This is a genomic window from Nonomuraea sp. NPDC051191, from assembly GCF_044455665.1.
GTDB lineage: Bacteria > Actinomycetota > Actinomycetes > Streptosporangiales > Streptosporangiaceae > Nonomuraea.
The window spans coordinates 877,677-901,437 of sequence record NZ_JBITEZ010000001.1 but is presented as its reverse complement, the minus strand read 5'-3'; the positions used below and the strand labels follow the sequence as shown (position 1 = coordinate 901,437).

The following is a 23,761-nucleotide window of genomic DNA, read 5'->3' as shown; positions in this document are numbered from 1 at the left end:
GTTCCTTGTGCCACATAGGTTGACAATGACCCATGCGTTATCAAGGGCGGCGGCCCCCACTAAAGAGTAAAGATCGATTCCAACCTGGGGAATAACGGGAAATGTCCACAATCGGACGTCGATCTAGGGGTTTCGGGGGTTGACGGAACGATCCAAAAGTGCAGCACGCGGGCGAGGAAATGTGATGTTTATGGCGACATTTCGCCAGGTAACAGGCTAGCGAACGCGCTAGTCGTACTCCAGATCCGGCAATGCGGACGGCGGATCAGGGCTGCGCCACACGACCACAACCCCGTCACGCGCGGAATCGGCGGCCAGGTTCAGCCGGTCGAGATCGAAATCGGGCAAATAGCGTAGACGGGCGAGAAAGGTGGCATCAGTCGCGGAACGCGGCACCACGCAGCCTTCGCCCTCACGATCGAGCAGGATGAAGAGAACGTCTTCCCCGGATTCGGTGGCGACCCGGACCTCCGCCACGTCCTCCCACGCAAGGGCCTCGACGCTGCCGTCGGCGTAGTGACGGGTGACGCCCTCTTCGGTGACATATACGTAGGAGTCCGGCATCGGGTTGCCGTGCATGGCCGCGATTCTTGCGAGTTCCGGGCTTGTCCCGCAAGGGCTCGCGCTCAATGACGGCCATGGCGTTTCCGTTCAGGGACGCTCGGGACTGCCCCAGTTGTGGCTGAGATGCGCCGCTACGGCCGCCTGTGCCGCCTCCGCCGGGCCCGCCGCGATGGCGTCGAGCAGTTCGCGATGCTCGCGGACCAGGACGTCCCGGTCGCGGTAGACCTCGCGCAGACGGACCATGCCGAGCCTGGTCTCGGCGGCGAGCGCGGCGTAGAGGCGTACGAGCCGCCTGCTGCCGGCCGCCTCGATCAGCGCCTCGTGCAGGGCCATGTGCTCGGCCACGGTCGCCGACCACGGCGCGTCGGCGGGCAGCTCCTCCCATCTGAGCAGCGCGGCCTCAGCGTCGGGGACCCGGCGGCCGGCGACGGCCTGGGCCATGAGGTCCTCCAGGGGCCGGCGCACGTACATGAGGTCCTGGAGGTCCGCGATCGTCACCTCCGGGACATAGGCGCTGCGGTTGCGCTCGCGCCTGAGCAGTCCCTCGTGCACCAGACCGGCCAGCGCCTCGCGCACGGTCGGCCTGGCCACGCCGTACGACGCGGCGATCTCCTGCTCGGGCAGCGACGTCCCCGCCGCGATCTCGCCGGAGAGCACCCGGCTGCGCAGGGCGTCGGCGAGCGCGCCGACCGTGGAGACGGGTTTGAGGGGCAACATCACGGCTGTGATGCTAGTGCCGTTTCCGCGACGCGTTCCCTGCCTCGTTCCGGCACGGCCACCGCCACCAGGCCGAGCACCAGCAGCACCAGCCCGGCGACCGAGAGCGGGGCCAGGCGCTCCCCCAGCACCAGCAGGCCCAGCAGCGCGGCGACGGCCGGCTCGGTCAGGGCCAGCGTCGCGGCCGTGGCGACCGGCGTGGTGCGCAGGCCGCGCCCGTACAGGACGTAGGACAGCGCGGTGGTGCCGAGGCCCAGGTAGAGCACGGCGAGCAGCGAGCGCGGCTCCCCCATCCAGCCGACGCCGCCGACCAGCAGCACCGGCAGCATGACCACGGCGGCGCCGCCGAACATCACCCCCATCACGGCGTCCGACTCGGCCCCCTGCTCGATGGCCCTGGCGGCGGAGACCGCGTAGAAGGCGTAGAGCAGGCCGCCGAGCAGCGCGAACAGCACGCCCGACACCAGCCGCCCGCCCGCCTGCGCGCCGCCGCCGACGATCAGCGCCGCGCAGCCGCAGACCGCCGCCGCGGTCGCCAGCGCCCACCGCCCGCTCGGCCGCCGCCGGTGCAGCACCCAGGACAGCACGCCGGTGAACGCCGGCCCGCTGCCGATCGCGACCACCGTGCCGATGGCCACCCCGGTCCGCGCGACCGCCGCGAAGAAGCACAACTGGTACGCCGCCACCGCCAGCGCGGCCAGCAGCAGCCCCGGCCGCAGCACTCGCCTGAGGCCGGCCCTCGCCAGCAGGCCGAGCGCGGCGCCGCCGATGACCAGTCGGGCGGCGGCCAGCGCGACCGAGTCCACCGAACCGACCGACCCGGCCGAGACGAGCAGCCCCGCGGTGCCGGCGGTGCCCCAGAGCGCGGAGGCGCCCACGACGGCGAGAGGTCCGTTCTTCATGCCTCCATTGTCAGACAATTAGACAATTTCGTCCAGAAGTCCGTCCAGCATGCGGTCAGCGGGGGCGGCGACGTCGCCGGCGTAGTCGTCCAGGACGGTGAGCGCGTCGTGTACGTCCGGCAGGCTCCGGCGCGGCAGCTCCAGCAGCGGCTCGCCCTCGGCGGTGATCCCGCCCTCCACGTGGAAGGCGTCGCCGGAGACGGTGAGGGAGACCTCGAAGAGCACCTCGCGGCCGTCGGGCAGGGTGAACGCGGTGCCGGTGCGCACGCCCGAGGGTGGGACGAAGCGGGTGAAGGGGTTGCCGCGCACGAAGGGGTGGCGTAAGTCGGCGAGGATCTCGGCCGCCCTGCTCAGGGCCGCCAGCAGCCCGGCCGCGGCCCGGCTCTCGCTGTCCACCCGGAAAGGGTAGTTCACCCCACCACCACGTGACCAGGCCGGCCGATCACCCCGGCCCGCGGCCCTGCTCCGCCGCCACCGGCCCGCCGCGGGGCGGGGTCAGTCGGTGGCGAGGCGGGCGTGGCGCTCGACGTCGTGGCGCACGCCCTCGTAGCAGAGCTTGCCGCGCTCGATGCCCTCGGCCAGGAACCCCGCCTTGGTCGCCACCCGGCACGACGCCGGGTTGTCGGTGCGGTGCCCCAGCTCCAGCCGGAAGAGCCCGCGCTCGCCGAACGCCCACCGGGCCAGCTCCTCGGTGGCCGCCGTCGCGATCCCGAGCCCCCGGTGTGGGGGCAGGACCCAGTAGGACACCCACCCGTTGTCGTGGGCGTCGATCCCGGCCACCGCCACGTTCCCGACCACCGTGCCACCCTCGACGGTCACGGCGAACGCGTGCCCCACGCCCGTCCAGGACGTGATCCAGCCCATCGCGTCCTTGAGCGTGACGACGGGGAAAGGCGACTGGCGGCGCAGATCGGGCGTCTCGAACGCACGCAGCACGACCGAGGCGTCGTCCTCACGCCATTCGCGCAGCCGGATGTCGATGGGGGTCACGCTGCCCGAGACTACCCGCGGCTCATGACGGGGCGATCTGGTGCGCCTCCTCGAACGCGCTGACCAGCGGCCGGGGCGCGGTCAGGCACCACGCCTCGGCCATCAGCTCGAACAGCTCGTCGGCCTCGATCTTGTCGAGGTGGACGACGACCCACCCGAAGCGCCCGGCGGTGAACTGCACCTCGAACACCTCGGGCCGCTCGGCCACCAGCGCGAGCTGCTCCTCGATCGTGGCCTTGACCCCGACCGTCTCGGTCTTCTCCCACAGGTAGCCGAAGCCCTTGCCGTTGACCTTGAAACCGACCCACTCCGCGCTGGGATGCTCGGTCACCTCCGGCAACCCCCGCACCAGATCAAGGAACTCGTCGACGCTCACACCCATGCCGTCTGTCTACCAAACCCGACCGACAACCTCGCCGGCTCAGCGGTAGTGACGAACCTCGATGACGTTGCGGTCCAGGTCGGGGAAGAAGATGGTCTCGGGGGCGATGCCCTGGGCGCCGAAGGAGTTGGAGCCTCTGCCGGTGACCTCGATCCCGTGGTCCTTCAGCCGGACCTGGAGCGCGTCGAAGTCCTCCCGGCTCACCGACAGGCAGAAGTGGTTGATCTGGTGCCCGGCGCTGCCCGTCACCCCCGTGCCCTCCTCCACGCCGTTCGACACGTCGTGCGCCATCAGGTCGATGATCGTCTCATCGGTGATCCGTACACTCGGGAACCCCGCCTTGCCTTCGCGGAACTCCTCCCCCCGGACCCCCGGCAGGCCCACCACCTGCTCGTAGAAACGCAGGGCGGCGAGCTGGTCGGAGACCCAGAGAACGAGATGGTCCAGACGCGCATCCATGTAATAGATCCTCCTATTCCCGTCCAATATCCGTTGCGCGCATGCCGCTGTCCAATTGGGGGCCCCTGCGGGGGACGATCGTCTCCTGATCGAAAGGTGGGATTCACGCGTGGTTTCTCTGTCCCGATGGATGGCCGATCCGTCAGCATTTGTCCCATGATGAAGACGGTCGGGATCGAGCCGATGCCCTTCGTCGTACGGGCCGCCAGGTTCGTCATGACGCTTCAGGTGGCGTTCGGCCTCGTGGGGCTGGTCTTCCTGGCCGGAGCGGTGTTGGCCGCCTTCGCGCCCGGCCCGCTCCTGCTGTTCGGGGTGCAGGTGACGTTCCTCCTGCTGACCGGATGGCTGATGGAACGCTTCGGCGCCCGTAGGACGTGGACGCTCTGGGCCGCCGTCGCCCTGGAACTGCTGCAGGTCGGCGGGGCCGTCGCGGTGGACGCGCTCGACCCCGGCCTCGACCTGGAACGGGTGCTCTTCGCGACCGCCCTCGGGCCGCTGCCCGTCGTCGTCCTGCTGCTCCTGCCGCCGTCCTGGCGCTGGTTCTCCCGCCGGGACCGGGCGGACACCCCCTCTTGACAGCAGTGGGCGCAGAACGTCCATGATCGAGTATGAATGCGTTGATCCGTGCGGCGCTCGTGGGGGCCGTGGTCGGCCTGGCACAGGCGGTCATCGCCTTCCACGGCCCCGATGACGCCGCGGGCAACCTGCTGCTGATGCTGTTCGCGACCCTTCCGCTCGGCATGCTGCTGTCCTGGTACGCCATGTTGCGGAACTGGTGGCTCGCCTCGCTGCTGGGGCAGTTCGCCCTCATCGCGCTGTACGTCGGCCTGAACGTGACCGCCCCCGTCTCCGTCATGGTCGGCTTCGGCGCCTGGCGCGTCGGCCTGATCATCATGGCCGCCGGGGCGTGCGGCTACGCGCTGGGAGCGGGCATCGCCCTGCCGGTTGCCGCACCTGTGCGCGTCTCGGCGGTCGGCGTGGCCGCGTCCCTGTTCCTGGCGGCGTGGTCGAACCAGGACGTGATCGCACTCGCCGCCCAGGCGCAGGCCATGACCGCCCGGGACACCTCGAACGTCGTGCCCGACCTGCCCGGTTTCCGGCTCGACAAGGTGGAGGTCCGCGGCCCGGAGCTCTCCCTCAGGTACGAGCGCGCCCCGGACATCCTCCTGGTCGAAGTCCTGCCGGAGACCATGCCCCCGGCGCAGGCCTGCGCTGACGAAGTGGATCGCCACGAGGATGTGACCTGCGTGCAGGCGGCGCCGGACCTCTGGATCCTGAGAGATGACTTCGGCAACGTCGTGTTCACCGCCCATGGGAACACCCTCGTGCGGCTCTCCGGCGAGGACATGGACGAGAAGCAGCTGCTCGCCGCCGCGGCCACCCTGCGGCCGGTCGGCCTCTGGGAGCTGGCCGCGCCCGCGTACGAGCGACCGTGATGCCGCCAGACAGCCGGAAAGTGATGAGAGATGCTGGATAGGCTGGGGTTCAGCGACGAGGAGGAGGTCGTCTACCTGGAGCTCCTGCGCCGCCGCCGGGTGACGATCCCCGATGTGGGCGAGGCGCTGGACCTGCCGGTGGCGGCCGTGACGGCGGCCGTGACGCGGCTCGTCGCGCTCGGCCTGGCCAGCCGCGACAACACCGGGTTGTACATGGCCGTGCCCCCCGACGTCGGCCTCGGCACGCTGATCGCCGAGCGCCAAGCCGCGTTGCAGCAGGTGCAGGGCAGGCTGGCCGAGCTGGTGGAGGTGTACCGCACGGGCGCGGCCTCGCCCGCGGGCGAGATCGAGGCGCTCACCACGCCGGAACAGCTCGCCACCTGGCTCGGCAACCTGGAACGCGGCGCCCGCCGGGAGGTGCTGGCGTTCTTCCGGCCTCCGTACGTGCTCGACGTCAACCTCGACGACTCCACCAACGCCCTGGCCACCTACCGCTACGTGTACGAACGCGCCGCGCTGGACGACCCCAGGGCCCCGGCCGAGATCGCCAGGTTCCTGAAGGGCGGCTACGAGATCAGGATCGCCGTCGAGCTGCCCAGCAAGATGATCATCGTGGACCGGGAGGTCGTGCTCCTGCCCGTCCTACCTGACCAGACGAGCGTGGAGCCGGGCTTCCTCCTGGTCAGGGGGCAGTCCCTGGTCCATCTTCTGGTCGAGTTGTTCGAGCGGGTGTGGCAGGCGGCGACCCCGCTGCGGCTCACCGCCACGAGCGTGACCGAGGGGGTCGCGGCTTGGGACGACACCGATGTCGCGCTGATGACGTACCTGCTGTCCGGGATGCCGGACAAGACGGTCGCCAGCCGGCTCGGCACCAGCGAGCGCACCGTCCAGCGCCGGATCCGGCGGCTGATGAAGCTGGCCGGGACCGACAGCCGCATGCAGCTCGCCTGGTACGCGGCCCGGTCCGGCATGATCCCGCTGTGAGGGGCGCCCCCGCCGGGGACGCCCCTCACCTGGAACTATCGGCGTAGCTGGTACGCGCGGGTCACGATCTGCTCGACGGTGCCGCCGTCGGCGTCGGTGGCCTGCACGCGCAGCGACACGAAGCCGCCGGGCTTCGCCGGGTTCCTGATCGCGCCGGTGAAGGCCCGCTCACCGGCCCCGGCGAGCCGTACCGGCTGCCAGGTGGCGCCGTCGTCGGCCGAGGTCCACAGGGCGGCCCGGGTGATGCGCGGCCCCGCCAGGCCCTTCGGGTAGCGCAGGCCGAGGCCGACGCGGGTGGGGGCGTTTGCGTGGGCGCTGTTGGTCTCGTCCACGTCGAGGTCGTAGTCGATCGACAGGACCGGCAGCAGGTCCTGGGCGGCCACCTGCTGCGAGTGGAACGTCCAGTCGGTGCGCACCTTGGTGGAGGTCGTCCAGAAAGGTGCGTTCCGCTGCACGTCGGTCACCACGCGGTACTGGGCGCGTTCCGGCACCACCGGGAAGGCGACGGCCGCCGACGGCGCGGAGCCCAGCAGCTCGCCGTCGCGGTAGACCGTCGACTGCTCCTTGTCGGCGGAGGCGCGGAACAGGTACGTCTGGCCGGGCGCGGTGTCGAACAGCCCGCCCGCGAAGAGCACGCCGATCGCGCCCTCGCGGACCGCGGACTTGTCCGCCGCGGCCGGCAGCGCCGTGCGGACCACCGCCTTGTTCCAGTCGCGCGACACCCGCTGACCGGCCTTGAGCACGGACGGCGCGGTCTGCTGCCACGCCTGGCCGCCCTCCCAGACCGAGCCCACCTGCATCGACTCGAAGGTCCGCAGGTCGGCCGTGACGTACTCGGTGAGGGGCCGCGGCGTGATCATCCGGGTGAAGACCGCGTAGGCCGTGCCCTGCATCGGCGAGACCAGCGACCGGGCGTACCCGGCCTCCGTGGCCGGTGCCGAGGCGTGGAACGACGACTGCACGGTGGCCAGCTCGCCGTCGCGCACCTTGTACCGCTGGTCCGCCGGGACGCCGCCGTTGCGGTACTTGACCAGCTCGTAGGCGTACGGGCTCACCGCCGTGCCCGAGAGCCGGACCTGCAGCCTGCCCTTGGCCGCCGCCGCGGCCAGCCGGGCGCCCTGCTCACCCGCGAGCGTCATCGCCGGGATCCTGGTCGGCGACGTGCTCCAGTTGTCGGCGCCCCAGTTGTCGGGCTTGTCGTTGTAGATGATGACCGCGCCCGCTCCTGCGGCGGCCGCGTTGTCGACCTGCTGCTGCGGCGTGAGCTCGGCGCTGCGCTTGACCAGCGCGAGCCGTCCCCGGACCGGCTGCCCCGCGTAGTCCTCAGGACGCCCGGTCCCGGCGTCCGCGGCCCGCAGGACCTGGGCGCCGTCGATGCGCGCGGAGCCGGCCCGGCCCCGGAAGTAGGCCGGCTCGATCGGCTCGGCCCCGGCGCCGAGGACCTGGGCCTTCAGCTCCGGCGCGGTGAGCGACCAGGCGACCCGGGACTCGAAGCGGCTGCTCGTGCCCTGGGACGGGACGGAGTACACCTTCGTCTCGCCGTTCATCCACTGTTCGAGGCCGTAGGCGCTGGTGCCGGCCGCACTCTGGACCGACAGGCCGAGCCGGACCCTGTTCGCCTGGTTCGGCTTCGGGGTGTCCATGGTGACCGGTCCGGCCTTGGCGCCGTCGAAGGTGATGGTCCGGTCGGAGTCGATGACCGCGCCCGGCTCGGCGCCGTAGGTGTATTCCCAGACCCGGTTCCCCTCGGCGGCGTAGTGGAAGATCTCCGCCATGAAGGCGTGCTCGCCCCGGGGCAGCCGGACCTTGGCGGTGCCGTCCGCGCCGATCAGGTAGCTGTCCGGAAGGGCCAGCCTGTCGAGGTTGATGTCGTGCACGACGGCGGCGCCGGTGGTCGGCTTGCCGTCCCGGTCGAGCACCTTGAGGGTGACGTCGAAGCGCTCCACGTCCCGGACGAAGCCGACGGCCGTGGTCACGACCGTCTGGCCGTCGGCGGTGGACGCGGTGACGTGCGCGCCGTGCGCCCCCGCCGGCACGGCCGAGGTGTCGACGTTGACGGCCGCCGACGCGGTGCCGTGCGCCGGCACGGTCACCGTCTGGGCGCCCAGGGTCAGCGCCGCGGCCGGCAGATCCTCGCCCGCGCCCTTGGCGGCGAGCGTCAGGGTGACAGGCTGGTCGCCGTCGTTGACGTACTCGATCTGCTTGGTGGCCGGCTCTCCGGCGTCCCAGTCGGCGAGCCTGAAGTCGATCACGCCGGAGCCCGAGACGGGCTGGCGTACGGCGCGGCTCACGTCCACGCGGCCGGCGCCCTGGCTGTGCACGGAGGTGCCGGCCGTCGTCCGCGCCGTGCTGACGAGCTGGTTCTTCAGCCTCGCGGCGGTCCAGTCGGGGTGCCGCTGCGCGAGGATGGCGGCGGCGCCCGCCACGTGCGGCGTGGCCATCGACGTGCCGCTCGCCGTGGTGTACGTGCCGTCCACCGGCGTGCCCATCGAGGTGCCCGCGGCGCGGGCGGCCACGATCTTGAAGCCGGGAGCGGTGATCTCCGGCTTGAGCGCCCCGTCGCCGCCGCGGGGACCGCGGCTGGAGAAGTCGGTGACCGCGTCGGCCGAGTCGACCGCGCCGACGGTGAGCGCCGCCTCGGCCGCGCCGGGCGAGCCCACCGTGGTCGCCCCCGGGCCGCTGTTGCCCGCGGCGATGGTGAACAGCACGCCCGTCTCGGCGGTCAGCTCGTTGACCGCCACGGCCATCGGGTCGGTGCCGTCGGCGCCCTCCTGGCCGCCCAGGCTCATCGAGACGACCTTCGCGCCCGAGTGGGCCGCCCAGTTCATCCCGTCGAGGATCCACGACTCCATGCCGGCGCCCTCGTCGGCCAGCACCTTGCCCACGATCAGCCGGGCGCCGGGCGCCACGCCCTTGTACTTGCCGCCCGAGCCCGCGCCGCTGCCCGCGATCGTGGAGGCGACGTGCGTGCCGTGCCCGTGGCCGTCCTGAGCCGTCTCGCCGGGGACGAAGCTGCGGCTCTCGGCGATCCGGTCGGCCAGGTCGGGGTGCTCGGCGTCCACACCGGTGTCCAGGACGGCGACCTTGACGCCGGTTCCGTCGTAACCGGCGGCCCATGCCTCGGGGGCGCCGATCTGCGGCACGCTCTTGTCGAGCAGCGTCTTGACCTTGCCGTCCAGCCAGAGCTTCTCGATGCCGCCGGAGAGCCGGGCCTTGGGCGTTCCCGCCTTGGCGGTGTCGTCGTCCACGGCCTCCCAGAACGCGCCGCCGCGCTTCTTGTCCGCGGCGACGGCCGCTCCCCGGATACCGGGCAGGGACCGGGTGAGCCGGCCGCCGTCGGGCGGAGCGGCCTTGGCCAGGCCCTTGCCGGAGTAGCGGACGATGGTCGGGATCGACTCGCTGTGGGCGTCGTCGTACCCCTGGGCGATGAGCTGGGTGACGTTGAACAGCCGCTTGTCCACCTGGCCCGAGGCGACCAGCGGCGCGGCCTCGTTCGGCAGCACGTACACGTCGCCGCCCACCGTGTAGGTGCGCAGGTCGCCGGCCGAGCGTTCGCCGGGGGTGACGGTGACCGAGACGGGACGGCCGGCCTGGCCGGCCACGGTGACCTCGTCCCCGGTGATGAGGGTGACCCGCGCGGTGGTGACCGACGACGCCGGGACGCCGGTGACGCCGGCGACTCCGGCGGCGGGGGCCGTCGCGTCACCGTGGGCGCTTCCGGTGCCGGCCGCGACGAGCGTGGCGGCGAGGGCGGCGCTGAGCAGCGCCGCTCTACGACTGAATGGCATGGCGGTGGCTCTCTTTCTACCGGTTGGGGGGTTGCGCAACCGGCAGAACAAAGTTTCGCCAGAAAGGGACTTACACACCATGACTAGGTCATGGCGGACAACCGACATGTCAGGTCGTCGCCACCGTCCGGGTCAGCGACGGTTGTCAAGGCGTGAGGTCGCGGGCGGTCCCAGCCGCGATCGCGCCCAGCTTGTCGGGGTTGGCGACGTTGTGGACGGCGGTGATGTGCCCGTCGGCGTCGAAGTCGAAGGTCACGGTGGCGACGACCCGGCCCAGACCGCTGAACACCACGCCGGGGCCGCCGTTGATCTCGGCGAGCTCGGCCCGCATGTCGCCCGGCTCGACGCCCTGGTAGGAGACCGTGCCGATCGCGGCGAACCACGAGGCCACCGTCTGCGCGCCCACGACCGGCCGCAGCGCCTGGCGCACCTTGCCTCCCCCGTCGGTCCACAGGGTGACGTCGGGGGACAGCAGTTCCATGAGCGTGTTGATGTCGCCGCCGGTCGCGGCGGCCAGGAAGCGCCGCGTGACGTCCCGCTGCCGCGTCCGGTCCGCCGTGAAGCGCGGCCGGCGGGCCTGTACGTGCTCCTTCGCCCGATGCGCGACCTGGCGCACCGCCGCCTCGGAACGCTCCACCGCCTCGGCGATCTCGGCGTGGCTGAAGCCGAAGACCTCCTTGAGCACGAACACCGCCCGTTCGAGCGGGCTCAGGGTCTCCAGGACCACCAGCATCGCCGTCGAGACCGAGTCGGCGCCCGCGACGTCGTCGGCGGTGTCGCCGCTGGTCAGGATCGGCTCCGGCAGCCACGGCCCCACGTACGTCTCGCGCTGGTACTGCGTCGACCGCAACCGCTGCAACGCCAGGTTCGACACGATCCGCGCCAGATACGCCTTCGGATCGGCCACCTGCGAACGGTCGTCGGCCGACCACCTGATCCAGGCGTCCTGGACCGCGTCCTCCGCGTCGGCCACGGACCCCAGTACGCGGTAGGCCACCGAGAACAGCAGCCTGCGATGCTCGTCGAAGACCTGCTGATCCTGCTCCGAGTACGCGCGGCTCATCGCCCGGCGCCGATCCGGGTGAACCGGCCGCCACGCGGCCAGAGCGCGCCGGAGACCGGCATCTTCTTCATGCGGACGTACGTCGGCCAGGGTGCTGCGGTCACCGTCTCCTTATACCGTGCGGCCATCCGGCCGGTGAGGTACACCCTGCGCGGGCTGTCGTCGGGGTGGGTGAACTGCACGACGCCGTCGTTCCGTCCGAGGCTCACCGGGGTGTGGTAGTAGCCGAAGCGGAACGGCTTGAGCCGCCGGCCGTCCAGGGCGCGCAGGATCGACACCGCGGCGTGCACGCCGGTCGGCATGCCACTCTGGCAGGTGCCGTGCATGACGCCGTAGCCCTGGCTGATCGCGGCCGCGTCGCCGAGGGCGTACACGTCCGGGTGCGACACCGAGCGCAGGAAGGCGTCGGTGACGATGCGGCCGCGCTCGTCCACGGTGAGCCCGGCGGCCGCCGCCAGCGGCGAGACCCGCGTCCCGCTCGTCCAGAGCACGGCGTCCGCGGCGACGCTCTCCCCGCCCGCCACCTCCACCGAGCCGGGCAGCACCTTCGTGACCTCGACGCCGCTACGCACCCGCACGCCCAGCCGGGCGAGGGCCTCGCGCAGGTACGCCCTCGGCCCGGCCGCCATGGCCGCGCCCGGCTCCTGCCTGCCGAGCAGCACGACGTCCAGCTCGGGGTGACGCTCGGCGATCTCGGCGGCCGACTCGACGCCGGTCAGCCCGCTGCCGCTGACGACCACCGTGCCCCGGCCCGCCTGGGCCAGCCGGGTCAGCCGGGCGGCCAGCGCCTCGGCGTCCTGCACGCTGTCCAGCGTGTACGCGTGCTCCTCCACCCCGGGCACGGTCGCCGTGTCGGCCACGCTGCCCAGCCCGTACACGAGGGTGTCGTAGTGCAGGACCCGGTCGTCGTCGATCCGCACGCTCCTGGCGTCCGCGTCCACGGCCGTCACCCAGCCCCGGACGAACCGCGCCCCCGTACCTTCCAGCAGCTCCGGAATGCTCATCTCGGCGACCTGCTGCCCACTCGCCACGACGTGCATCCGCAACCGCTCGGTGAACCGCTCCTGCGGATTGACCAGCGTCACCCGGACGTCCTCACGCCCCTTGGTCCGCGCCGCGAGCTGAACCGCCGCCGCCATCCCCGCGTACCCCGCCCCCAGAACCAGGATGTGATGCGGAGCCTTGCCGTTCTCGCGCTGTGTGGTCATCATCGTCCCTTTCGTACGGTGCCTCTGACCACGCGATGCAAACAGCCACCCCATCCGTGACACGCCCCCACTGTGATCCGCACCACACAGCGAAGACGACCTTCAGAGCGACCGGCGCGACAACAAGCGGTCCAGCAGGACGGGGACGAGCGTGGTCGCGGCCAGTGCCGCGCCGATCCACGGGACGGCGGCGATCCCCGCCCCGGCGTCCAGTGCGGCGGCGGCCAGCACCGGGACGAGGCTGATGCCCAGTTGGAAGGCCGAGACGGTGGTGGCCCCGGCGAGCGTCGGCGCCCCCGACGCGATGGCGAACACGCGCCCGTAGACGGCCGGGTTCAGCACGAACCCGGCCACGCCGAGCAGCGGCACCAGCGGCACGACGGCCGGGACGTGCCGTCCGAGCACGGCGAGCAGCACGGAACAGGCGGCGATGCCGAGCACCCCGGCCAGGAGCGCGTGCGTGGGCAACCGGTCGGCGATCCGGCCGCCGATCGACAACCCGGCGAAGGCCCCCACGCCGAAGAGCGTCAGGATCACCGGGACCCAGACCCCGGGCACGCCCGTGACCTCGGTCAGGAACGCCGCCAGGTAGTTGTAGGAGATCATGTAGGCCGCGGTGCTCAGCAGGGTGACGGCGTACACGACCCAGAGCTGAGGCCGCCGCATCGTGCGGAGCTCGCCGCGGACGCTCGCCCGCCCGTGCCCGCCGGTGGCGGGCAGCGCGACGAGCGTCAGGACGGCGCCCGCGACGGTGAGGGCGACCACCGCCCAGAACCCGCCACGCCACCCGGTGAAGTAGCTGATCATCGCCCCGGCCGGCCCACCCGCGATCATCGCCAGGCTCAGCCCGCTGACGACGACCCCGGACGCGCGGGCGGTACGGTCCGCCGGGACCAGTCCGATCGCGGTGACCGCCGCGACCGCCCAGAACCCCGCGTACGCGAGACCGCAGAGGAACCGCGCGACCAGCAGCACCGGATGGCTGTCGGTGAGGATGCCGACCGCGACGCAGGCGGCGAAGGTCGCCTGGGCGGCCACCAGCGTCGTCCGGCGCGGCCAGCGGAGGGTCAGGATGGCCAGCGGCGGCCCGCCGATCACGACGCCCGCGGCGAAGGCGGAGATCAGCCCGCCGGCGGAGGACAGCGTGATCCGCAGGTCCTCGGCGACCGCCGGCAGCACCCCGGCGAGCAGGAACTCCGCGCTGCCCATCGAGAACAGGCTGAAGGACAGCAGGTAGACCCCCAGGGGGAGCCTGCCGCGGGCGACCGCCGTCCCCCGGGCGGCCGCGGCCTCGGCGCTCAACGGTCTACCCCCGCGTCGCGCAGGGCCGCGGTGAGGTAGGCGGGGACGGCGGTGACGTCGTGCCGGGCGGCCGGGCTCTCCACGATCGGCGTGACCAGCCGGCACGGACGGCACCACGCCGCCCAGAACTGGATCAGAACCGGACGTTCCGCCTGGAGGACGCGTTCGATGAAGTTCTGCTCGGTGACGCTGCGCACCGAGCCCGGAGCATGCGCGGGCATGACGAGACCTCCTTACGTATGAGGGGGTTGCTAGCGAGCTGGGGCGCGGCGCCGCTCGACGGCGTGCCGGACCTCTTCGTCCACCAGGTCGGCGTTGAGCGCGAAAGCGGCCGCCGCCCCCATCCCCGCCGCCGTGACGACCTGCGCCCGCGGGTCCACGACGTTGCCCGCCGCCCAGACGCCGGGCACGCTCGTCCGTCCCGTGCGGTCGGTGACGACCCAGCCGGCGTCGTCCTTCTCGCAGCCCAGGCGGGTGAGCAGCTGGTCGTTCGGCACCATGCGCGGGAACAGGAACACGGCGGCGCGTGGCAGCACCCGTCCGTCGGCGAGCTCGACGCCGCGCAGCCGTCCGTCCTCGACGACGAGGTGGTCGATCGGACCCTCGACGATGCGCAGGCCGCGGGCCTCCAGACGGTCGCGGTCCGCCGGCGTCAGGTCGAGGGTGTGGGCGAGGAAGACGACGTCGTCGCTCCACTGGCGCAGGAGCAGGGCCTGGTGGACCGCCCTGGGATGCGTGCCGAGCACCGCGAGCGGCCGGTCGCCGACCTCGTGGCCGTGGCAGTACGGGCAGTGCAGGACGTCCTTGCCCCACTGCTCCCGTACGCCGGGGATGGCGGGCAGTTCGTCGTACAGGCCGGTGGCGACCAGGAGCCGACGCGCACCGAGCACCGGACCGCCCTCCAACCGCACGGAGAACCCGATCTCGCCGTCCTGCCACGCGGACGGGCCCGGCTCGATCTCGTCCACGCGCGCCCGGACGAGCCGCACGCCGTACCGGGCGATCTCGGCCCGTCCGAGCTCCAGCAAAGTCGACGGCGGCAGGCCGTCGCGGGACAGGTAGCCGTGCATGTGCGCGGCCGGGGCGTTGCGCGGCGCGCCCGCGTCGACGACGACCACATTGCGCCGCGCCCGCCCGAGCAGCAGAGCCGCGTTCAGTCCGGCCGCCCCCGCGCCGACCACCACCACGTCGTGCTCGGTGTCCTTGCTGTTCATCGCCTTGGTCATGACGATCACCTCCTGGCCCCGATGGTGCGATCCGGCACGCGGAGATGACAACTTCTGTTGCCATTTCCGGGACAGCGGAGGTGGAATGGGCCTCATGGAACAGCAATCCCGGATAGACGCCACGCTGGCCCAGGTCGGCGCCCGGCTCAGGCATCTCCGCACCGAGCGCGGGGTGACCCTGGCAGCCCTGGCCGAGGCCACCGGTATCTCCAAGAGCACGCTCTCGCGGCTGGAGTCGGGGCAGCGCCGTCCCAGCCTGGAGCTGCTGCTGCCGATCGCGGAGGCGCACCAGGTGCCGCTGGACGAGCTGGTCGGCGCGCCGGAGGTGGGCGATCCGCGCGTGCGGCTCAAACCGGTCGTCCGCAACGGCCGGACCGTGCTGCCTCTGACCACCCAGCCCGGCCCTTTGCAGGCGTGGAAGTCGGTCATCCCCGCCGACCAGAAGCGGCCGCAGCCGGTCACGCACGAGGGCTATGAGTGGATGTACGTGCTTTCGGGGCGCGTCCGGCTGATCGTGGGCGACCACGACCTGATCCTGGGGCCGGGTGAGGCCGCCGAGTTCGACACCCACCTGCCCCACTGGTTCGGCCCCGCGGGCGATCAACCGGTGGAGGTGCTCAACCTGTTCGGACGGCAGGGCGAACGCATGCACATGCGCGCCCAGCCCCGCTCCCGGCAGCCGTCCTAGAGGGTCCTACAGGTGCCCGGTCATTGGCTGGTGCAGCGGGTGGGCCGGACCACGATGACCACCCGGCGTTCGGCGTCGCCGACCGGCCGTTCGTAGTCCAGGCCGTACCGCCTGGCCAGGACGTCGAAGAAGTCACCCTGAGGGTCGGGCTCCACGCGCTCGACCGTGCCCCGGACCTCCAGGTAGCGGTACGGCCGGTCGGGGTCGTTGACGGAAATGGCAACGTACGGGCGGGCGGCGGCGTTGCGCCCCTTCTGCCGGTCGTTCGTGGTGGTGAAGCGCAGGAACTCGCCGTCCCAGACGGTCCACACGGGGGTCACCTGCGGGGTGCCGTCGGGCATCAACGTCGCCAGGTGGGCGTACAGGGGGCGGGTCAGCAGGTCGAGGTGGCTCTCCGGAATCACAGACATGGCAGCACACTATCAAAGCTTTGATATCTATACGGGCTTGTATAGCGTGCCGGCTTGTAGGCTCCCTGCATGGACATGCCCCCGGAGGAGCGGCTCGGCCTCGACGTCAAGCGCGCCGAGCAGCGACTCATGGCGGCCAAGCACGCGGCGGTCAAGATCGCCGGGCTGACCGTCCCCCAGTACGCCGCCCTGCTCGCCCTCGACGCCAGCCCCGGCATCTCCGCCGCCGCCCTGGCCAGGGAGTGCCTGGTGACCCCGCAGGCCATGAACGTCGTACTGAAGAACCTGCTGGAACACGGCCTGATCGAACGTTCCCCCCACCAATGGCACCGCACCATGCTGGAGACCCACCTCACGGACGCGGGCCGCGAGGCGCTCCGGGTGGCGGACGAGGCCGCCGTGATCATCGAACGCAGGATCTCCGACGCCTTCACCCCCGAGGAACGCGCCACCCTCCGCACCCTCCTGGCCCGCTTCACCGCCGCGATCTGACCCCTGCCCGTCCCGGCGTCATCCGCGAGACGGGCTCAGCAGGCACGAGCCGACGACCGCCTGCAGGACGGCGCCCGCGACCTCGCCCCCCTCGCTCCCCACCACGTGCAACGACGGCAGGCGAGGACCGCGACGGCCGCCGCCACCCGCACCGCGCGGCTGCGCAGACGGGCGAGGTGAAGACGATCGCGAAGTAGCAGACGGCCCCACGACTCCACCCACCCACTCGGTCAGCCGAAAAGCGGTCAGCGTTCCACGCGAAGACTCACCTGAGACCCCAACTCGCGGAACCCGAGAGCTCGCGCCACCCGCCGCGACGCCTCCGGACGCGCCCTCCACTGCGGCAACAACCCCTCACCCAGCGCGTCGGCCACCGCCGCCGACGCCACCACCCGCCCCAGCCCCCGCCCCCGAAACTCCCCAGCAGTCAGTACGGACAGATGCGCCGCCACACCCGACCAGGTCCGATACCCAGCGGCGGCGACCACGTCACCACCCTCACGAACCACCCAGACCCCCGACCCGACCTCCTCCAACCCACTCTCATCGGCATCCCGCTCGTCCACCCCCGCCACCAGCCCAGAGACATCCCGATCCCCCACCGCCAAACGTTCGACGTCCACCCCGACATGGCAGGGAACGAACTCGTCAGCATCGAGATACGCGAGCGTCGCCGGCCCCAGAACCTCCCGAACCTCCAGCCGCTCGGCCAGCCGCGCAAGATCAACGCCATCCTCACCAAGACAGCCGGTCAGAGCACGCCGCACCGGCCCCACCAAGCCTGCCTCAGGCACCGTGACCAGCGCCGCTCCACCCAGGACGACGATTCCTGTCCACCCGGGCGGACACAACCCCGACCCGGCGGAGGCGGTCACCGCCACCTCTCCCCGCCCAGGAAACACGACCGGAACCCTCGCCAGCCCCGCCCACAACCGCCCCGCCCGCCCCACCGAATTTCGCTGCACACCCCATGATCTACTTGACGCGCAGCCGACGTCCACAGCCCCTCGACAAGGGCATGAGCCGTGCAACATGAAGACCTCCGATCGGGCGTCTCCACCACGACCGAAGGCCTTCTCACCCAGCTCCGACCCGCTAGTTGCTCTCTGGTCGCTGCCAAGTGCCGGGGCGGCGCAGGAACTCACAGCGCGGGCCGTTGAAATGGTCGTTGATATGACGCCGCAAGGCAGTGAGCTCGTCGACCACGGCCGCGAAATCTTGCCTCAACTCGTCCTGCAAGGCAGCGAGCTCGGTCATCATCAGAACAATGCTGATCACGGTGATGTCATCCACGGTGCGGCTACTCGTCTCGAGCGCCTGGACGCGTAGCAACACCTCGAGGATCTGCGCCTCTACGTTCACGACTCCTGCCTGTTCCACACAGGGAAGAAGATGCCGCCCCGGAGACCCGGCACGGACTCTGACATGAGCACAGTGACAGGCGAATGGCAAAGACGGCGGGCCATATCGCAGATCAGGTGTGGTTCCTTCTCCCCACGCCAAACCTCTTTCCTCTCCGGGGTACAGATTCTCACCGACTCCCCGGACACAAACAGAGCCGAACAGTTCCGGAGCAGAGCAAGCCAGGCAGCGCAGACGAATCTACAGTTCGTATGACAACAGCCATCACCACCACCGCGTAAAGGCTGCCAGTTCACTAACTGACGTAAAGGCCATCGAAGACAGCCCGACCACAACTTCGCCTTCAGATCTCCGGGCCGGGTACACATCGGGAACGCGGCTCCCGGTCTCACGGACCCCCTTCGGACCACATCACCTGGACAGGCATCCCACGCCACCACGTCAGACGGCGAACCCCGGACCACATGACGATCTGCAGCAGTTCCGCCTCTACAGGTGGAACCAGTGGATCCGCCGACAAGTGGCGCAGACGAAGCAGGTCGCGTCTCGGTTGGCCCAGTCCAGGCCCATGAAGGTCATCCCGGTGGTCTGCAACTTCCACTGACGGGACTCGAAGATCTCACCCTGACACGTGTCGCACCTGAGGTTCTGGCCGTGCGGGAGCGTTACGGTGGTGGCCTCATTCATGCTCACGATGCTAGACGCCCCCCAATCGGGACGACCGCTCAGATGTCCGGCTCTTGCCCCAGCGCGGCAAGCTCGTCAGCAGCCGATCGGCGCCTGGCATCATCACGGCGCCTGTACTCCTGGAGATCCTCGTAAGTGATCCGGCGGTGCTTGCCGATCAGTCGGAAGGGAATCTTCCCCGACTCCAACAGCTTTGGTCGTCCAACGCGACCACACGCGCGATCGCGACACCCAAACTGCTGCTGGTCGACTCCGGACCTGGAGCCCATCTGGCAGGCCTGACCCCGTCTCGAGTGGCCGACATACCGGCACCCGTGGGTTCGCTGATCGAGAACTTCGGACCACGTGAGCTGGCCTGCCAGCTCACGTGGTCCGAGGAGCCTGTACAGCTCTATCACTACCGAGATCGAGATGGGGTCGAAGTCGACGGCATACTCGAACGGGCCTCTGGCGAGATCATCGGCATCGAAGTCAAGGCCACCGAAACCGTACGCGCCGATGACTTCAGGGGCCTGCAGCATCTGGCCCGCAAACTGGGCGACCGGCTCATTGCCGGGTACGTCCTGTACGCGGGCCAGGAAACGCTTCCTTTCGGGGACCGCATGCGCGCTCTTCCACTATCCGCATTGTGGACCGCGTCCTCCACGACCTGATGGACGGGCTCAGGTGTCCCCGAACGCGGGCCGCCCTGGCCACACGGCCCGCGCCCGGCAGGTCAAGCTTCGCCGGAGGCCAGACCGACGGGGCAGGACGCGCCGGTACCACCGATCCCGCAGTACCCGTTGGGCACTTTAAAGAGATATTGCTGGTGGTAGCGCTTTGCTTCAGGTCATAGATGTGCTGCTCAGTTGGCCTTCGACCGGCACTCAGCCCACATGTCGACGGCCTCGTGGAGGTCAAGCATGGACGTCGAACGGAGGCAGACGAGCACCACGGCGTTCGCTCTTTCGATGGCACGCGGCTCGCCATGACCAATGCCGAGATCGAGGCGAGGGAACTCGCCGCAACGTTCCACCGCCCTGAGTCAGCCCGACCGACCGCCTCCGTCGTTGTCCGCGAACCACCGCCCGTCTCCAGCCACGTGGCCGCTGACGATGTTTAGTTCAAGTGCTCAATTAGCGGGTACCATGACTAGATGAAGGCATCATCGCGACATCTCGCGATCTACGTCACCCCTACGTTGACCACAGAGGACCGCGGCGTCCTGGGCGAGATTCACCAGATGCGCAAGCAACTTCGGCATGTCCTGAAAACGCCCAAACGCTGGCAAGGCGGGCTGCGTCGGTCGGCCTTGGCTCGGGCCATCCGCGGGTCCAACAGCATTGAAGGCTATCAAGTCGCCGAGGATGACGCCGTGGCCGCGCTGGACGGCGAAGAGCCGATCGGTGCCGATGAGCGGACCTTCCTGGAGATTCAGGGTTACCGTCAGGCGCTGGGTTATGTTCTCGCGATGGGCGAAGACGATTATTCGACTTTCGACTCCACCGAGATTCGCGCGATGCACTACATGATGCTGCAACATGAGCCGTCGAAGTCCCCCGGCCGTTACCGCAAGGGCCCGGTCTTCGTACACGATGATCGCAAGGATCAAGTGGTCTATGAGGGCCCAGATGCTGGCGATGTTCCAGCGCTCATGGACGCGCTGGTCGAGAGCCTCCATGCGGAACCAGAGATCGATCCCGTGGTGCGCTCAGCCATGGCACATCTGAACCTCGTCATGATCCACCCATTTCGCGACGGCAATGGCCGTATGGCCCGCGCTCTTGCGACTTCTGTACTGACGAGATCAGACATCGGAGAGCCGGAGTTCTCAAGTATCGAAGAGTGGTTGGGGGCGAACACCGAGGATTACTACGCCGCCTTGGCCCTCACCGGCCACGGTTCGTGGCAGCCGCGTGACGATGCCCACCTCTGGATCTCATTCAATCTACGCGCCCACCACATGCAGGCCCAGACTGTGGCTCAGCGAGTACAGGAGGCGGGAACCACCTGGGCCGAACTCGATACTCTCATCGCAGAAAACTCACTGCCCGAGCGCGCACTTGACGCCATGTTCGAGGCTGTTTTGGGCTACCGGGTACGGCGCGCCGGCTACCTGAAGCGAACCGGCGTCGAGGATCAGACCGCCACGCGCGACCTGGCAGCCCTTGCCAACGCTGGACTCCTTGTCCCTCATGGCAACGGGAGGGGACGCTTCTACACCGCCGGAGAGTCGCTGCAGCGGATTCAGCAGAACCGTCGGGCAAGACGCACGCCGCTCACTGATCCGTATCCGTGGATGCGCCCGCGTCTTGCCACAGCTCCTTGATGTCCCAGCTCGGGCGACAGAGCGTCCAAACCGGGCATCGACTCGATCCGGTGCCGCTCTCCTCGGCGCGTTACCTCAGGCCTCGCCAGAGGTCAGGCCGACCGGACAAGCCACCCCGGTGCCACCGATGCCGCAGTACCCATTGGGCACTTTGTGCAAATATTGCTGGTGATAATCCTCGGCGTAGTAGAAAGGCTTGGCTTGGGCTAGTTCGGTGGTTATGGGGCCGTAGCCGGCCTGGGTGAGGACCTGCTGGTAGGCCGCCTTGGACGCCTCCGCCGCCTTCTCCTGCTCCGCCGAGTGGTAGTAGATCGCCGACCGGTACTGGGTGCCGGCGTCGTTGCCCTGGCGCATGCCCTGGGTCGGGTCGTGGGCCTCCCAGAAGACCTTCAGGAGCTCCTCGTACGACACCTGGGCCGGGTCGAACACCACCCGGACGGCCTCGGTGTGCCCGGTGAGGCCGCTGCAGACCTCTTCGTACGTCGGGTTGGGGGTGTAGCCCCCCTGGTAGCCGACGGCCGTCGTCACCACGCCGGGCGTCTGCCAGAACTTGCGCTCGGCTCCCCAGAAGCAGCCCAGGCCGAAGTCGGCCACCTCCAGGCCCGAGGGGTACGGCGGGGCGAGCGGAGCGTCCAGGACCGCGTGCCGCGCGGGCACGGGCATCGCCTCCGAGCGGCCCGGCAGGGCGTCCTCGGGACGGACCATCGATGTCTTGTTGCCGCCGAACAGCCAGCCCATCGTGCCACCTCCATCAGGTGTCTCTACCTTACGCAGCGCCGCGGGCGGCGGCGTGGCGTGGGTAGCGGGATTGCGCCTACACAACGCCGGAACACTTAAGGATGCCTAAACATTCCCGTATAGTGACACACATTTGTATTTAAGCTGGTAAGGCCCGAAAATGGGTTACATGCCTGACCTTCGGCGCGGTGTACTGTTCGGGATCGCCGCCTACACCATGTGGGGGCTGTTCCCCCTGTACTGGCCGCTGCTCAAACCGTCCGGAGCCGTGGAGATCCTTGCCCATCGGATGGTCTGGTCGCTGGTCGCCGTCGTCGCGGTGCTCGCCGTACGCCGGCACTGGAGCTGGTTCCGCGAGCTGGCCCGGCAACCGCGCAAGCTCGTCCTGCTCGCCATCGGCGCCGTGGTCATCACCGTCAACTGGGGCACCTACATCTACGCGGTCAACACCGGCCACGTGGTCGAGAGCGCCCTCGGGTACTTCATCAACCCGCTGGTCAGCGTGCTGTTCGGGGTGCTGGTGCTGCGCGAGCGGCTGCGTCCGCTGCAGTGGACGGCGGTGGGGTTCGCGGCCCTCGCGGTGGTCGTTCTGACCGTGGACTACGGCCGGCTGCCGTGGATCGCGCTCACGCTCGCGGTCAGCTTCGGCGTGTACGGGCTGGTCAAGAAGCAGGCGAACGTGGCCGCCACCGAGAGCCTGGCCGTCGAGACGCTGGTGCTGCTGCTGCCGGCGCTCGGGTACCTGATCTATCTGGAGTTCGCGGGCGGGGCCACGTTCGGGCAGGAGGGCGCCGGGCACGCGCTGCTGCTGGTGGGGGCCGGGATCATCACGGCGGTGCCGCTGATCTTCTTCGGCGCGGCGGCGATCCGGGTGCCGCTGAGCACCGTCGGGGTGCTGCAGTACATCGCGCCGATCCTGCAGTTCGTGGTGGGGGTGACGATCGCCGGCGAGGTCATGCCGCCCAGCCGGTGGATCGGGTTCTCGATCGTGTGGCTGGCCCTGGCCATCTTCACGTACGACAGCTTCCGGGCGGCACGGACGGCCGCCCGGGTCAGGCGATCAGCCCGAACGCTCGACCACGTAGTCGCAGAGCGCTAGGAACGCCGCCCTGGCCGGGATGTCGGGCAGGGCGGAGAGGTCGACGCGGGCCCGGTCGACCCACGCGACCAGCTCGGCGCGGGCCCGCTCCATGGCCGGGTGGGCCCGCAGCAGGGTGAGCGCCTCCTCCACGTCCTCCTCGGCCACCGGGCCCGACAGCAGCTCGGTCATGCGCGACTGCTCGCCGCTGGTGAGCGCGTAGAGGACCGGCAGGGTCCTGACGCCCTCGCGCAGGTCGGTGCCGGGGGTCTTGCCCGACTGGGCGCCCGAGGAGGCCACGTCGAGCAGGTCGTCGCCGAGCTGCCAGGCCACGCCGACGGCCTCGCAGGCGCGGCTCAGCCGCTCCTCGACGTCGGCGGGGGCGCCGGACAGCAGCGCGCCGAACCGGCCGGAGGCGGCGATCAGGGAGCCGGTCTTGTCGGACAGGACGCTCAGGTAGTGGCCCACCGGGTCCTCGTCCGCGCGCGGGCCGACCGTCTCGCGGATCTGCCCCTGGACGAGCCGGGAGAACGTCTGGGCCTGGATGCGGATCAACTCGGGGCCGAGGTCGGCCAGGAGGTCCGAGGCCTGGGCGAACAGGTAGTCGCCGGTGAGGATCGCCACGGTGTTGTCCCACCGGGCGTTGGCCGAGGGCGACCCCCGGCGCACCGGGGCCTCGTCCATGACGTCGTCGTGGTAGAGCGAGCCCAGGTGGGTCAGCTCGATGACCACCGCGCCGGGCACGACACCCGGCGCGGACGGGTCGCCGAACTGGGCCGCGAGCAGCACCATCAGCGTACGGAACCGCTTGCCGCCCGCCTCGATGAGGTGCTTGGACGCCTCCGTGACGAAGGCGTCCTCGCTCTCCACCGACGAGCGAAGGAGCTTCTCGACCGCGGCCAATCCGGTGGCCACGTCCTGCGCCAACCGTTCGTCCTCAATGGGAAGGTCAACCACGGGCGGCGCAGACATACGAG

The 23,761-nt window shown here is 70.3% G+C and carries 26 protein-coding genes and 2 pseudogenes; 8 read left to right on the top strand and 20 right to left on the bottom strand.

Annotated elements, in window-relative coordinates:
• Nucleotides 1-228 precede the first annotated feature (228 nt).
• The 7 genes from ACIA8R_RS04455 to ACIA8R_RS04425 form a co-directional block, all read right to left on the bottom strand.
• Nucleotides 229-579, bottom strand: coding sequence for a hypothetical protein (locus ACIA8R_RS04455; RefSeq protein ID WP_357692323.1), 351 nt, complete (start codon nucleotides 577-579; stop codon nucleotides 229-231).
• A 72-nt stretch (nucleotides 580-651) separates the two neighbouring features.
• Nucleotides 652-1,281, bottom strand: a complete 630-nt coding sequence (locus ACIA8R_RS04450) for a GntR family transcriptional regulator (RefSeq protein WP_364099412.1) — start codon at nucleotides 1,279-1,281, stop codon at nucleotides 652-654.
• Entirely contained in the window at nucleotides 1,281-2,183 is a 903-nt protein-coding gene (locus ACIA8R_RS04445; protein ID WP_357692325.1) for an EamA family transporter, read from the bottom strand. The genes ACIA8R_RS04450 and ACIA8R_RS04445 overlap by 1 nt, the downstream gene beginning before the upstream one ends.
• An 18-nt stretch (nucleotides 2,184-2,201) precedes the next feature.
• Nucleotides 2,202-2,579 (bottom strand): hypothetical protein, encoded by a 378-nt coding sequence (locus tag ACIA8R_RS04440; protein WP_364099358.1) that lies wholly within the window; start codon nucleotides 2,577-2,579, stop codon nucleotides 2,202-2,204.
• A gap of 99 nt (nucleotides 2,580-2,678) precedes the next feature.
• The gene (locus ACIA8R_RS04435) at nucleotides 2,679-3,173 is read right to left on the bottom strand and encodes a GNAT family N-acetyltransferase (protein WP_397036479.1); all 495 of its coding nucleotides are present in this window, start codon (nucleotides 3,171-3,173) and stop codon (nucleotides 2,679-2,681) included.
• 22 nt (nucleotides 3,174-3,195) lie between these two features.
• Nucleotides 3,196-3,555 carry an MmcQ/YjbR family DNA-binding protein gene (locus tag ACIA8R_RS04430; protein ID WP_357692331.1) on the bottom strand — a complete coding sequence of 120 codons (360 nt, stop codon included), beginning with the start codon at nucleotides 3,553-3,555 and terminating at the stop codon, nucleotides 3,196-3,198.
• 39 nt (nucleotides 3,556-3,594) lie between these two features.
• Nucleotides 3,595-4,014, bottom strand: coding sequence for a VOC family protein (locus ACIA8R_RS04425; protein ID WP_364099364.1), 420 nt, complete (start codon nucleotides 4,012-4,014; stop codon nucleotides 3,595-3,597).
• Between the two features lie 156 nt (nucleotides 4,015-4,170).
• Here ACIA8R_RS04425 and ACIA8R_RS04420 point away from each other — a divergent pair, with 156 nt between their 5' ends.
• Genes ACIA8R_RS04420 through ACIA8R_RS04410 form a run of 3 tightly spaced genes read left to right on the top strand, consistent with a single transcriptional unit; the run spans nucleotide 4,171 to nucleotide 6,434 of the window.
• A complete protein-coding gene (locus ACIA8R_RS04420) occupies nucleotides 4,171-4,590 on the top strand; it encodes a hypothetical protein (RefSeq protein WP_397036476.1) in 420 nt (139 codons plus the stop codon).
• Nucleotides 4,591-4,622: 32 nt separating this feature from the next.
• Complete coding sequence (locus ACIA8R_RS04415) at nucleotides 4,623-5,450, top strand: hypothetical protein (RefSeq protein WP_397036474.1); 828 nt, start codon at nucleotides 4,623-4,625, stop codon at nucleotides 5,448-5,450.
• A 30-nt stretch (nucleotides 5,451-5,480) separates the two neighbouring features.
• A complete protein-coding gene (locus ACIA8R_RS04410) occupies nucleotides 5,481-6,434 on the top strand; it encodes a helix-turn-helix domain-containing protein (protein ID WP_357692339.1) in 954 nt (317 codons plus the stop codon).
• A gap of 35 nt (nucleotides 6,435-6,469) precedes the next feature.
• On the opposite strand, the gene ACIA8R_RS04405 is transcribed toward ACIA8R_RS04410, so the two are convergent.
• From ACIA8R_RS04405 to ACIA8R_RS04380, 6 genes are all read right to left on the bottom strand, one after another.
• A complete protein-coding gene (locus ACIA8R_RS04405) occupies nucleotides 6,470-10,222 on the bottom strand; it encodes a S8 family serine peptidase (protein WP_397036472.1) in 3,753 nt (1,250 codons plus the stop codon).
• Between the two features lie 145 nt (nucleotides 10,223-10,367).
• On the bottom strand, nucleotides 10,368-11,285 hold the full coding sequence (locus tag ACIA8R_RS04400; RefSeq protein ID WP_397036470.1) for an RNA polymerase sigma-70 factor: 918 nt from the start codon (nucleotides 11,283-11,285) through the stop codon (nucleotides 10,368-10,370).
• Nucleotides 11,282-12,496 (bottom strand): FAD-dependent oxidoreductase, encoded by a 1,215-nt coding sequence (locus ACIA8R_RS04395; RefSeq protein ID WP_357692344.1) that lies wholly within the window; start codon nucleotides 12,494-12,496, stop codon nucleotides 11,282-11,284. The genes ACIA8R_RS04400 and ACIA8R_RS04395 overlap by 4 nt, the downstream gene beginning before the upstream one ends.
• 99 nt (nucleotides 12,497-12,595) lie before the next feature.
• A complete protein-coding gene (locus tag ACIA8R_RS04390) occupies nucleotides 12,596-13,795 on the bottom strand; it encodes an MFS transporter (protein ID WP_397036468.1) in 1,200 nt (399 codons plus the stop codon).
• A complete protein-coding gene (locus ACIA8R_RS04385) occupies nucleotides 13,792-14,016 on the bottom strand; it encodes a thioredoxin domain-containing protein (protein ID WP_364099386.1) in 225 nt (74 codons plus the stop codon). Before ACIA8R_RS04385 ends, ACIA8R_RS04390 begins: the two co-directional genes overlap by 4 nt.
• 30 nt (nucleotides 14,017-14,046) lie before the next feature.
• Nucleotides 14,047-15,021 (bottom strand): NAD(P)/FAD-dependent oxidoreductase, encoded by a 975-nt coding sequence (locus ACIA8R_RS04380; RefSeq protein ID WP_397036466.1) that lies wholly within the window; start codon nucleotides 15,019-15,021, stop codon nucleotides 14,047-14,049.
• Nucleotides 15,022-15,115: 94 nt separating this feature from the next.
• On the opposite strand from ACIA8R_RS04380, the gene ACIA8R_RS04375 reads away from it, so the two are divergent.
• Nucleotides 15,116-15,709 carry an XRE family transcriptional regulator gene (locus tag ACIA8R_RS04375; protein ID WP_357692352.1) on the top strand — a complete coding sequence of 198 codons (594 nt, stop codon included), beginning with the start codon at nucleotides 15,116-15,118 and terminating at the stop codon, nucleotides 15,707-15,709.
• Between the two features lie 20 nt (nucleotides 15,710-15,729).
• Here ACIA8R_RS04375 and ACIA8R_RS04370 read toward each other — a convergent pair whose 3' ends face one another.
• Nucleotides 15,730-16,119 carry a PPOX class F420-dependent oxidoreductase gene (locus tag ACIA8R_RS04370; protein ID WP_357692354.1) on the bottom strand — a complete coding sequence of 130 codons (390 nt, stop codon included), beginning with the start codon at nucleotides 16,117-16,119 and terminating at the stop codon, nucleotides 15,730-15,732.
• Between the two features lie 69 nt (nucleotides 16,120-16,188).
• On the opposite strand from ACIA8R_RS04370, the gene ACIA8R_RS04365 reads away from it, so the two are divergent.
• Entirely contained in the window at nucleotides 16,189-16,611 is a 423-nt protein-coding gene (locus ACIA8R_RS04365; RefSeq protein ID WP_397036463.1) for a MarR family winged helix-turn-helix transcriptional regulator, read from the top strand.
• 245 nt (nucleotides 16,612-16,856) lie between these two features.
• Here ACIA8R_RS04365 and ACIA8R_RS04360 read toward each other — a convergent pair whose 3' ends face one another.
• From ACIA8R_RS04360 to ACIA8R_RS04350, 3 genes are all read right to left on the bottom strand, one after another.
• Complete coding sequence (locus ACIA8R_RS04360; protein ID WP_397036461.1) at nucleotides 16,857-17,486, bottom strand: GNAT family N-acetyltransferase; 630 nt, start codon at nucleotides 17,484-17,486, stop codon at nucleotides 16,857-16,859.
• A 220-nt stretch (nucleotides 17,487-17,706) separates the two neighbouring features.
• Nucleotides 17,707-17,973: a hypothetical protein gene (locus tag ACIA8R_RS04355; protein WP_364099399.1), complete on the bottom strand. Its 267-nt coding sequence runs from the start codon at nucleotides 17,971-17,973 to the stop codon at nucleotides 17,707-17,709.
• 489 nt (nucleotides 17,974-18,462) lie between these two features.
• Nucleotides 18,463-18,660, bottom strand: a complete 198-nt coding sequence (locus ACIA8R_RS04350; RefSeq protein WP_397036459.1) for a hypothetical protein — start codon at nucleotides 18,658-18,660, stop codon at nucleotides 18,463-18,465.
• A gap of 146 nt (nucleotides 18,661-18,806) precedes the next feature.
• Between ACIA8R_RS04350 and ACIA8R_RS04345 the strand changes: the two are divergent.
• Nucleotides 18,807-19,079, top strand: a pseudogene (locus ACIA8R_RS04345) (DUF4143 domain-containing protein); the annotation flags it as partial.
• Nucleotides 19,080-19,375: 296 nt separating this feature from the next.
• Here ACIA8R_RS04345 and ACIA8R_RS04340 read toward each other — a convergent pair.
• Nucleotides 19,376-19,483 (bottom strand): annotated as a pseudogene (locus ACIA8R_RS04340) (peptide-methionine (S)-S-oxide reductase); the annotation flags it as partial.
• A 312-nt stretch (nucleotides 19,484-19,795) separates the two neighbouring features.
• On the opposite strand from ACIA8R_RS04340, the gene ACIA8R_RS04335 reads away from it, so the two are divergent.
• Entirely contained in the window at nucleotides 19,796-20,968 is a 1,173-nt protein-coding gene (locus ACIA8R_RS04335; protein ID WP_397036457.1) for a Fic family protein, read from the top strand.
• 75 nt (nucleotides 20,969-21,043) lie between these two features.
• On the opposite strand, the gene msrA is transcribed toward ACIA8R_RS04335, so the two are convergent.
• Nucleotides 21,044-21,706 (bottom strand): peptide-methionine (S)-S-oxide reductase MsrA, encoded by a 663-nt coding sequence (gene msrA, locus ACIA8R_RS04330; protein ID WP_397036455.1) that lies wholly within the window; start codon nucleotides 21,704-21,706, stop codon nucleotides 21,044-21,046.
• 169 nt (nucleotides 21,707-21,875) lie between these two features.
• Between msrA and rarD the strand changes: the two genes are divergently transcribed.
• Nucleotides 21,876-22,805, top strand: a complete 930-nt coding sequence (gene rarD / locus ACIA8R_RS04325; RefSeq protein ID WP_357692380.1) for an EamA family transporter RarD — start codon at nucleotides 21,876-21,878, stop codon at nucleotides 22,803-22,805.
• On the opposite strand, the gene ACIA8R_RS04320 is transcribed toward rarD, so the two are convergent.
• Nucleotides 22,767-23,756 carry a polyprenyl synthetase family protein gene (locus ACIA8R_RS04320; protein WP_357692382.1) on the bottom strand — a complete coding sequence of 330 codons (990 nt, stop codon included), beginning with the start codon at nucleotides 23,754-23,756 and terminating at the stop codon, nucleotides 22,767-22,769. The two genes, rarD and ACIA8R_RS04320, sit on opposite strands and share 39 nt — an antisense overlap.
• Nucleotides 23,757-23,761 lie beyond the last annotated feature (5 nt).

Coding starts and splice junctions, on each gene's coding strand:
- ACIA8R_RS04455 (WP_357692323.1), bottom strand. CDS start 579: ATGCACGGCAACCCGATGCCGGACTCCTACGTATATGTCACCGAAGAG.
- ACIA8R_RS04450 (WP_364099412.1), bottom strand. CDS start 1,281: ATGTTGCCCCTCAAACCCGTCTCCACGGTCGGCGCGCTCGCCGACGCC.
- ACIA8R_RS04445 (WP_357692325.1), bottom strand. CDS start 2,183: ATGAAGAACGGACCTCTCGCCGTCGTGGGCGCCTCCGCGCTCTGGGGC.
- ACIA8R_RS04430 (WP_357692331.1), bottom strand. CDS start 3,555: ATGGGTGTGAGCGTCGACGAGTTCCTTGATCTGGTGCGGGGGTTGCCG.
- ACIA8R_RS04425 (WP_364099364.1), bottom strand. CDS start 4,014: ATGGATGCGCGTCTGGACCATCTCGTTCTCTGGGTCTCCGACCAGCTC.
- ACIA8R_RS04420 (WP_397036476.1), top strand. CDS start 4,171: ATGATGAAGACGGTCGGGATCGAGCCGATGCCCTTCGTCGTACGGGCC.
- ACIA8R_RS04415 (WP_397036474.1), top strand. CDS start 4,623: ATGAATGCGTTGATCCGTGCGGCGCTCGTGGGGGCCGTGGTCGGCCTG.
- ACIA8R_RS04410 (WP_357692339.1), top strand. CDS start 5,481: ATGCTGGATAGGCTGGGGTTCAGCGACGAGGAGGAGGTCGTCTACCTG.
- ACIA8R_RS04405 (WP_397036472.1), bottom strand. CDS start 10,222: ATGCCATTCAGTCGTAGAGCGGCGCTGCTCAGCGCCGCCCTCGCCGCC.
- ACIA8R_RS04400 (WP_397036470.1), bottom strand. CDS start 11,285: ATGAGCCGCGCGTACTCGGAGCAGGATCAGCAGGTCTTCGACGAGCAT.
- ACIA8R_RS04395 (WP_357692344.1), bottom strand. CDS start 12,496: ATGATGACCACACAGCGCGAGAACGGCAAGGCTCCGCATCACATCCTG.
- ACIA8R_RS04385 (WP_364099386.1), bottom strand. CDS start 14,016: ATGCCCGCGCATGCTCCGGGCTCGGTGCGCAGCGTCACCGAGCAGAAC.
- ACIA8R_RS04380 (WP_397036466.1), bottom strand. CDS start 15,021: ATGACCAAGGCGATGAACAGCAAGGACACCGAGCACGACGTGGTGGTG.
- ACIA8R_RS04375 (WP_357692352.1), top strand. CDS start 15,116: ATGGAACAGCAATCCCGGATAGACGCCACGCTGGCCCAGGTCGGCGCC.
- ACIA8R_RS04370 (WP_357692354.1), bottom strand. CDS start 16,119: ATGTCTGTGATTCCGGAGAGCCACCTCGACCTGCTGACCCGCCCCCTG.
- ACIA8R_RS04365 (WP_397036463.1), top strand. CDS start 16,189: ATGGACATGCCCCCGGAGGAGCGGCTCGGCCTCGACGTCAAGCGCGCC.
- ACIA8R_RS04350 (WP_397036459.1), bottom strand. CDS start 18,660: ATGAATGAGGCCACCACCGTAACGCTCCCGCACGGCCAGAACCTCAGG.
- ACIA8R_RS04335 (WP_397036457.1), top strand. CDS start 19,796: ATGAAGGCATCATCGCGACATCTCGCGATCTACGTCACCCCTACGTTG.
- msrA (WP_397036455.1), bottom strand. CDS start 21,706: ATGGGCTGGCTGTTCGGCGGCAACAAGACATCGATGGTCCGTCCCGAG.
- rarD (WP_357692380.1), top strand. CDS start 21,876: ATGCCTGACCTTCGGCGCGGTGTACTGTTCGGGATCGCCGCCTACACC.
- ACIA8R_RS04320 (WP_357692382.1), bottom strand. CDS start 23,756: ATGTCTGCGCCGCCCGTGGTTGACCTTCCCATTGAGGACGAACGGTTG.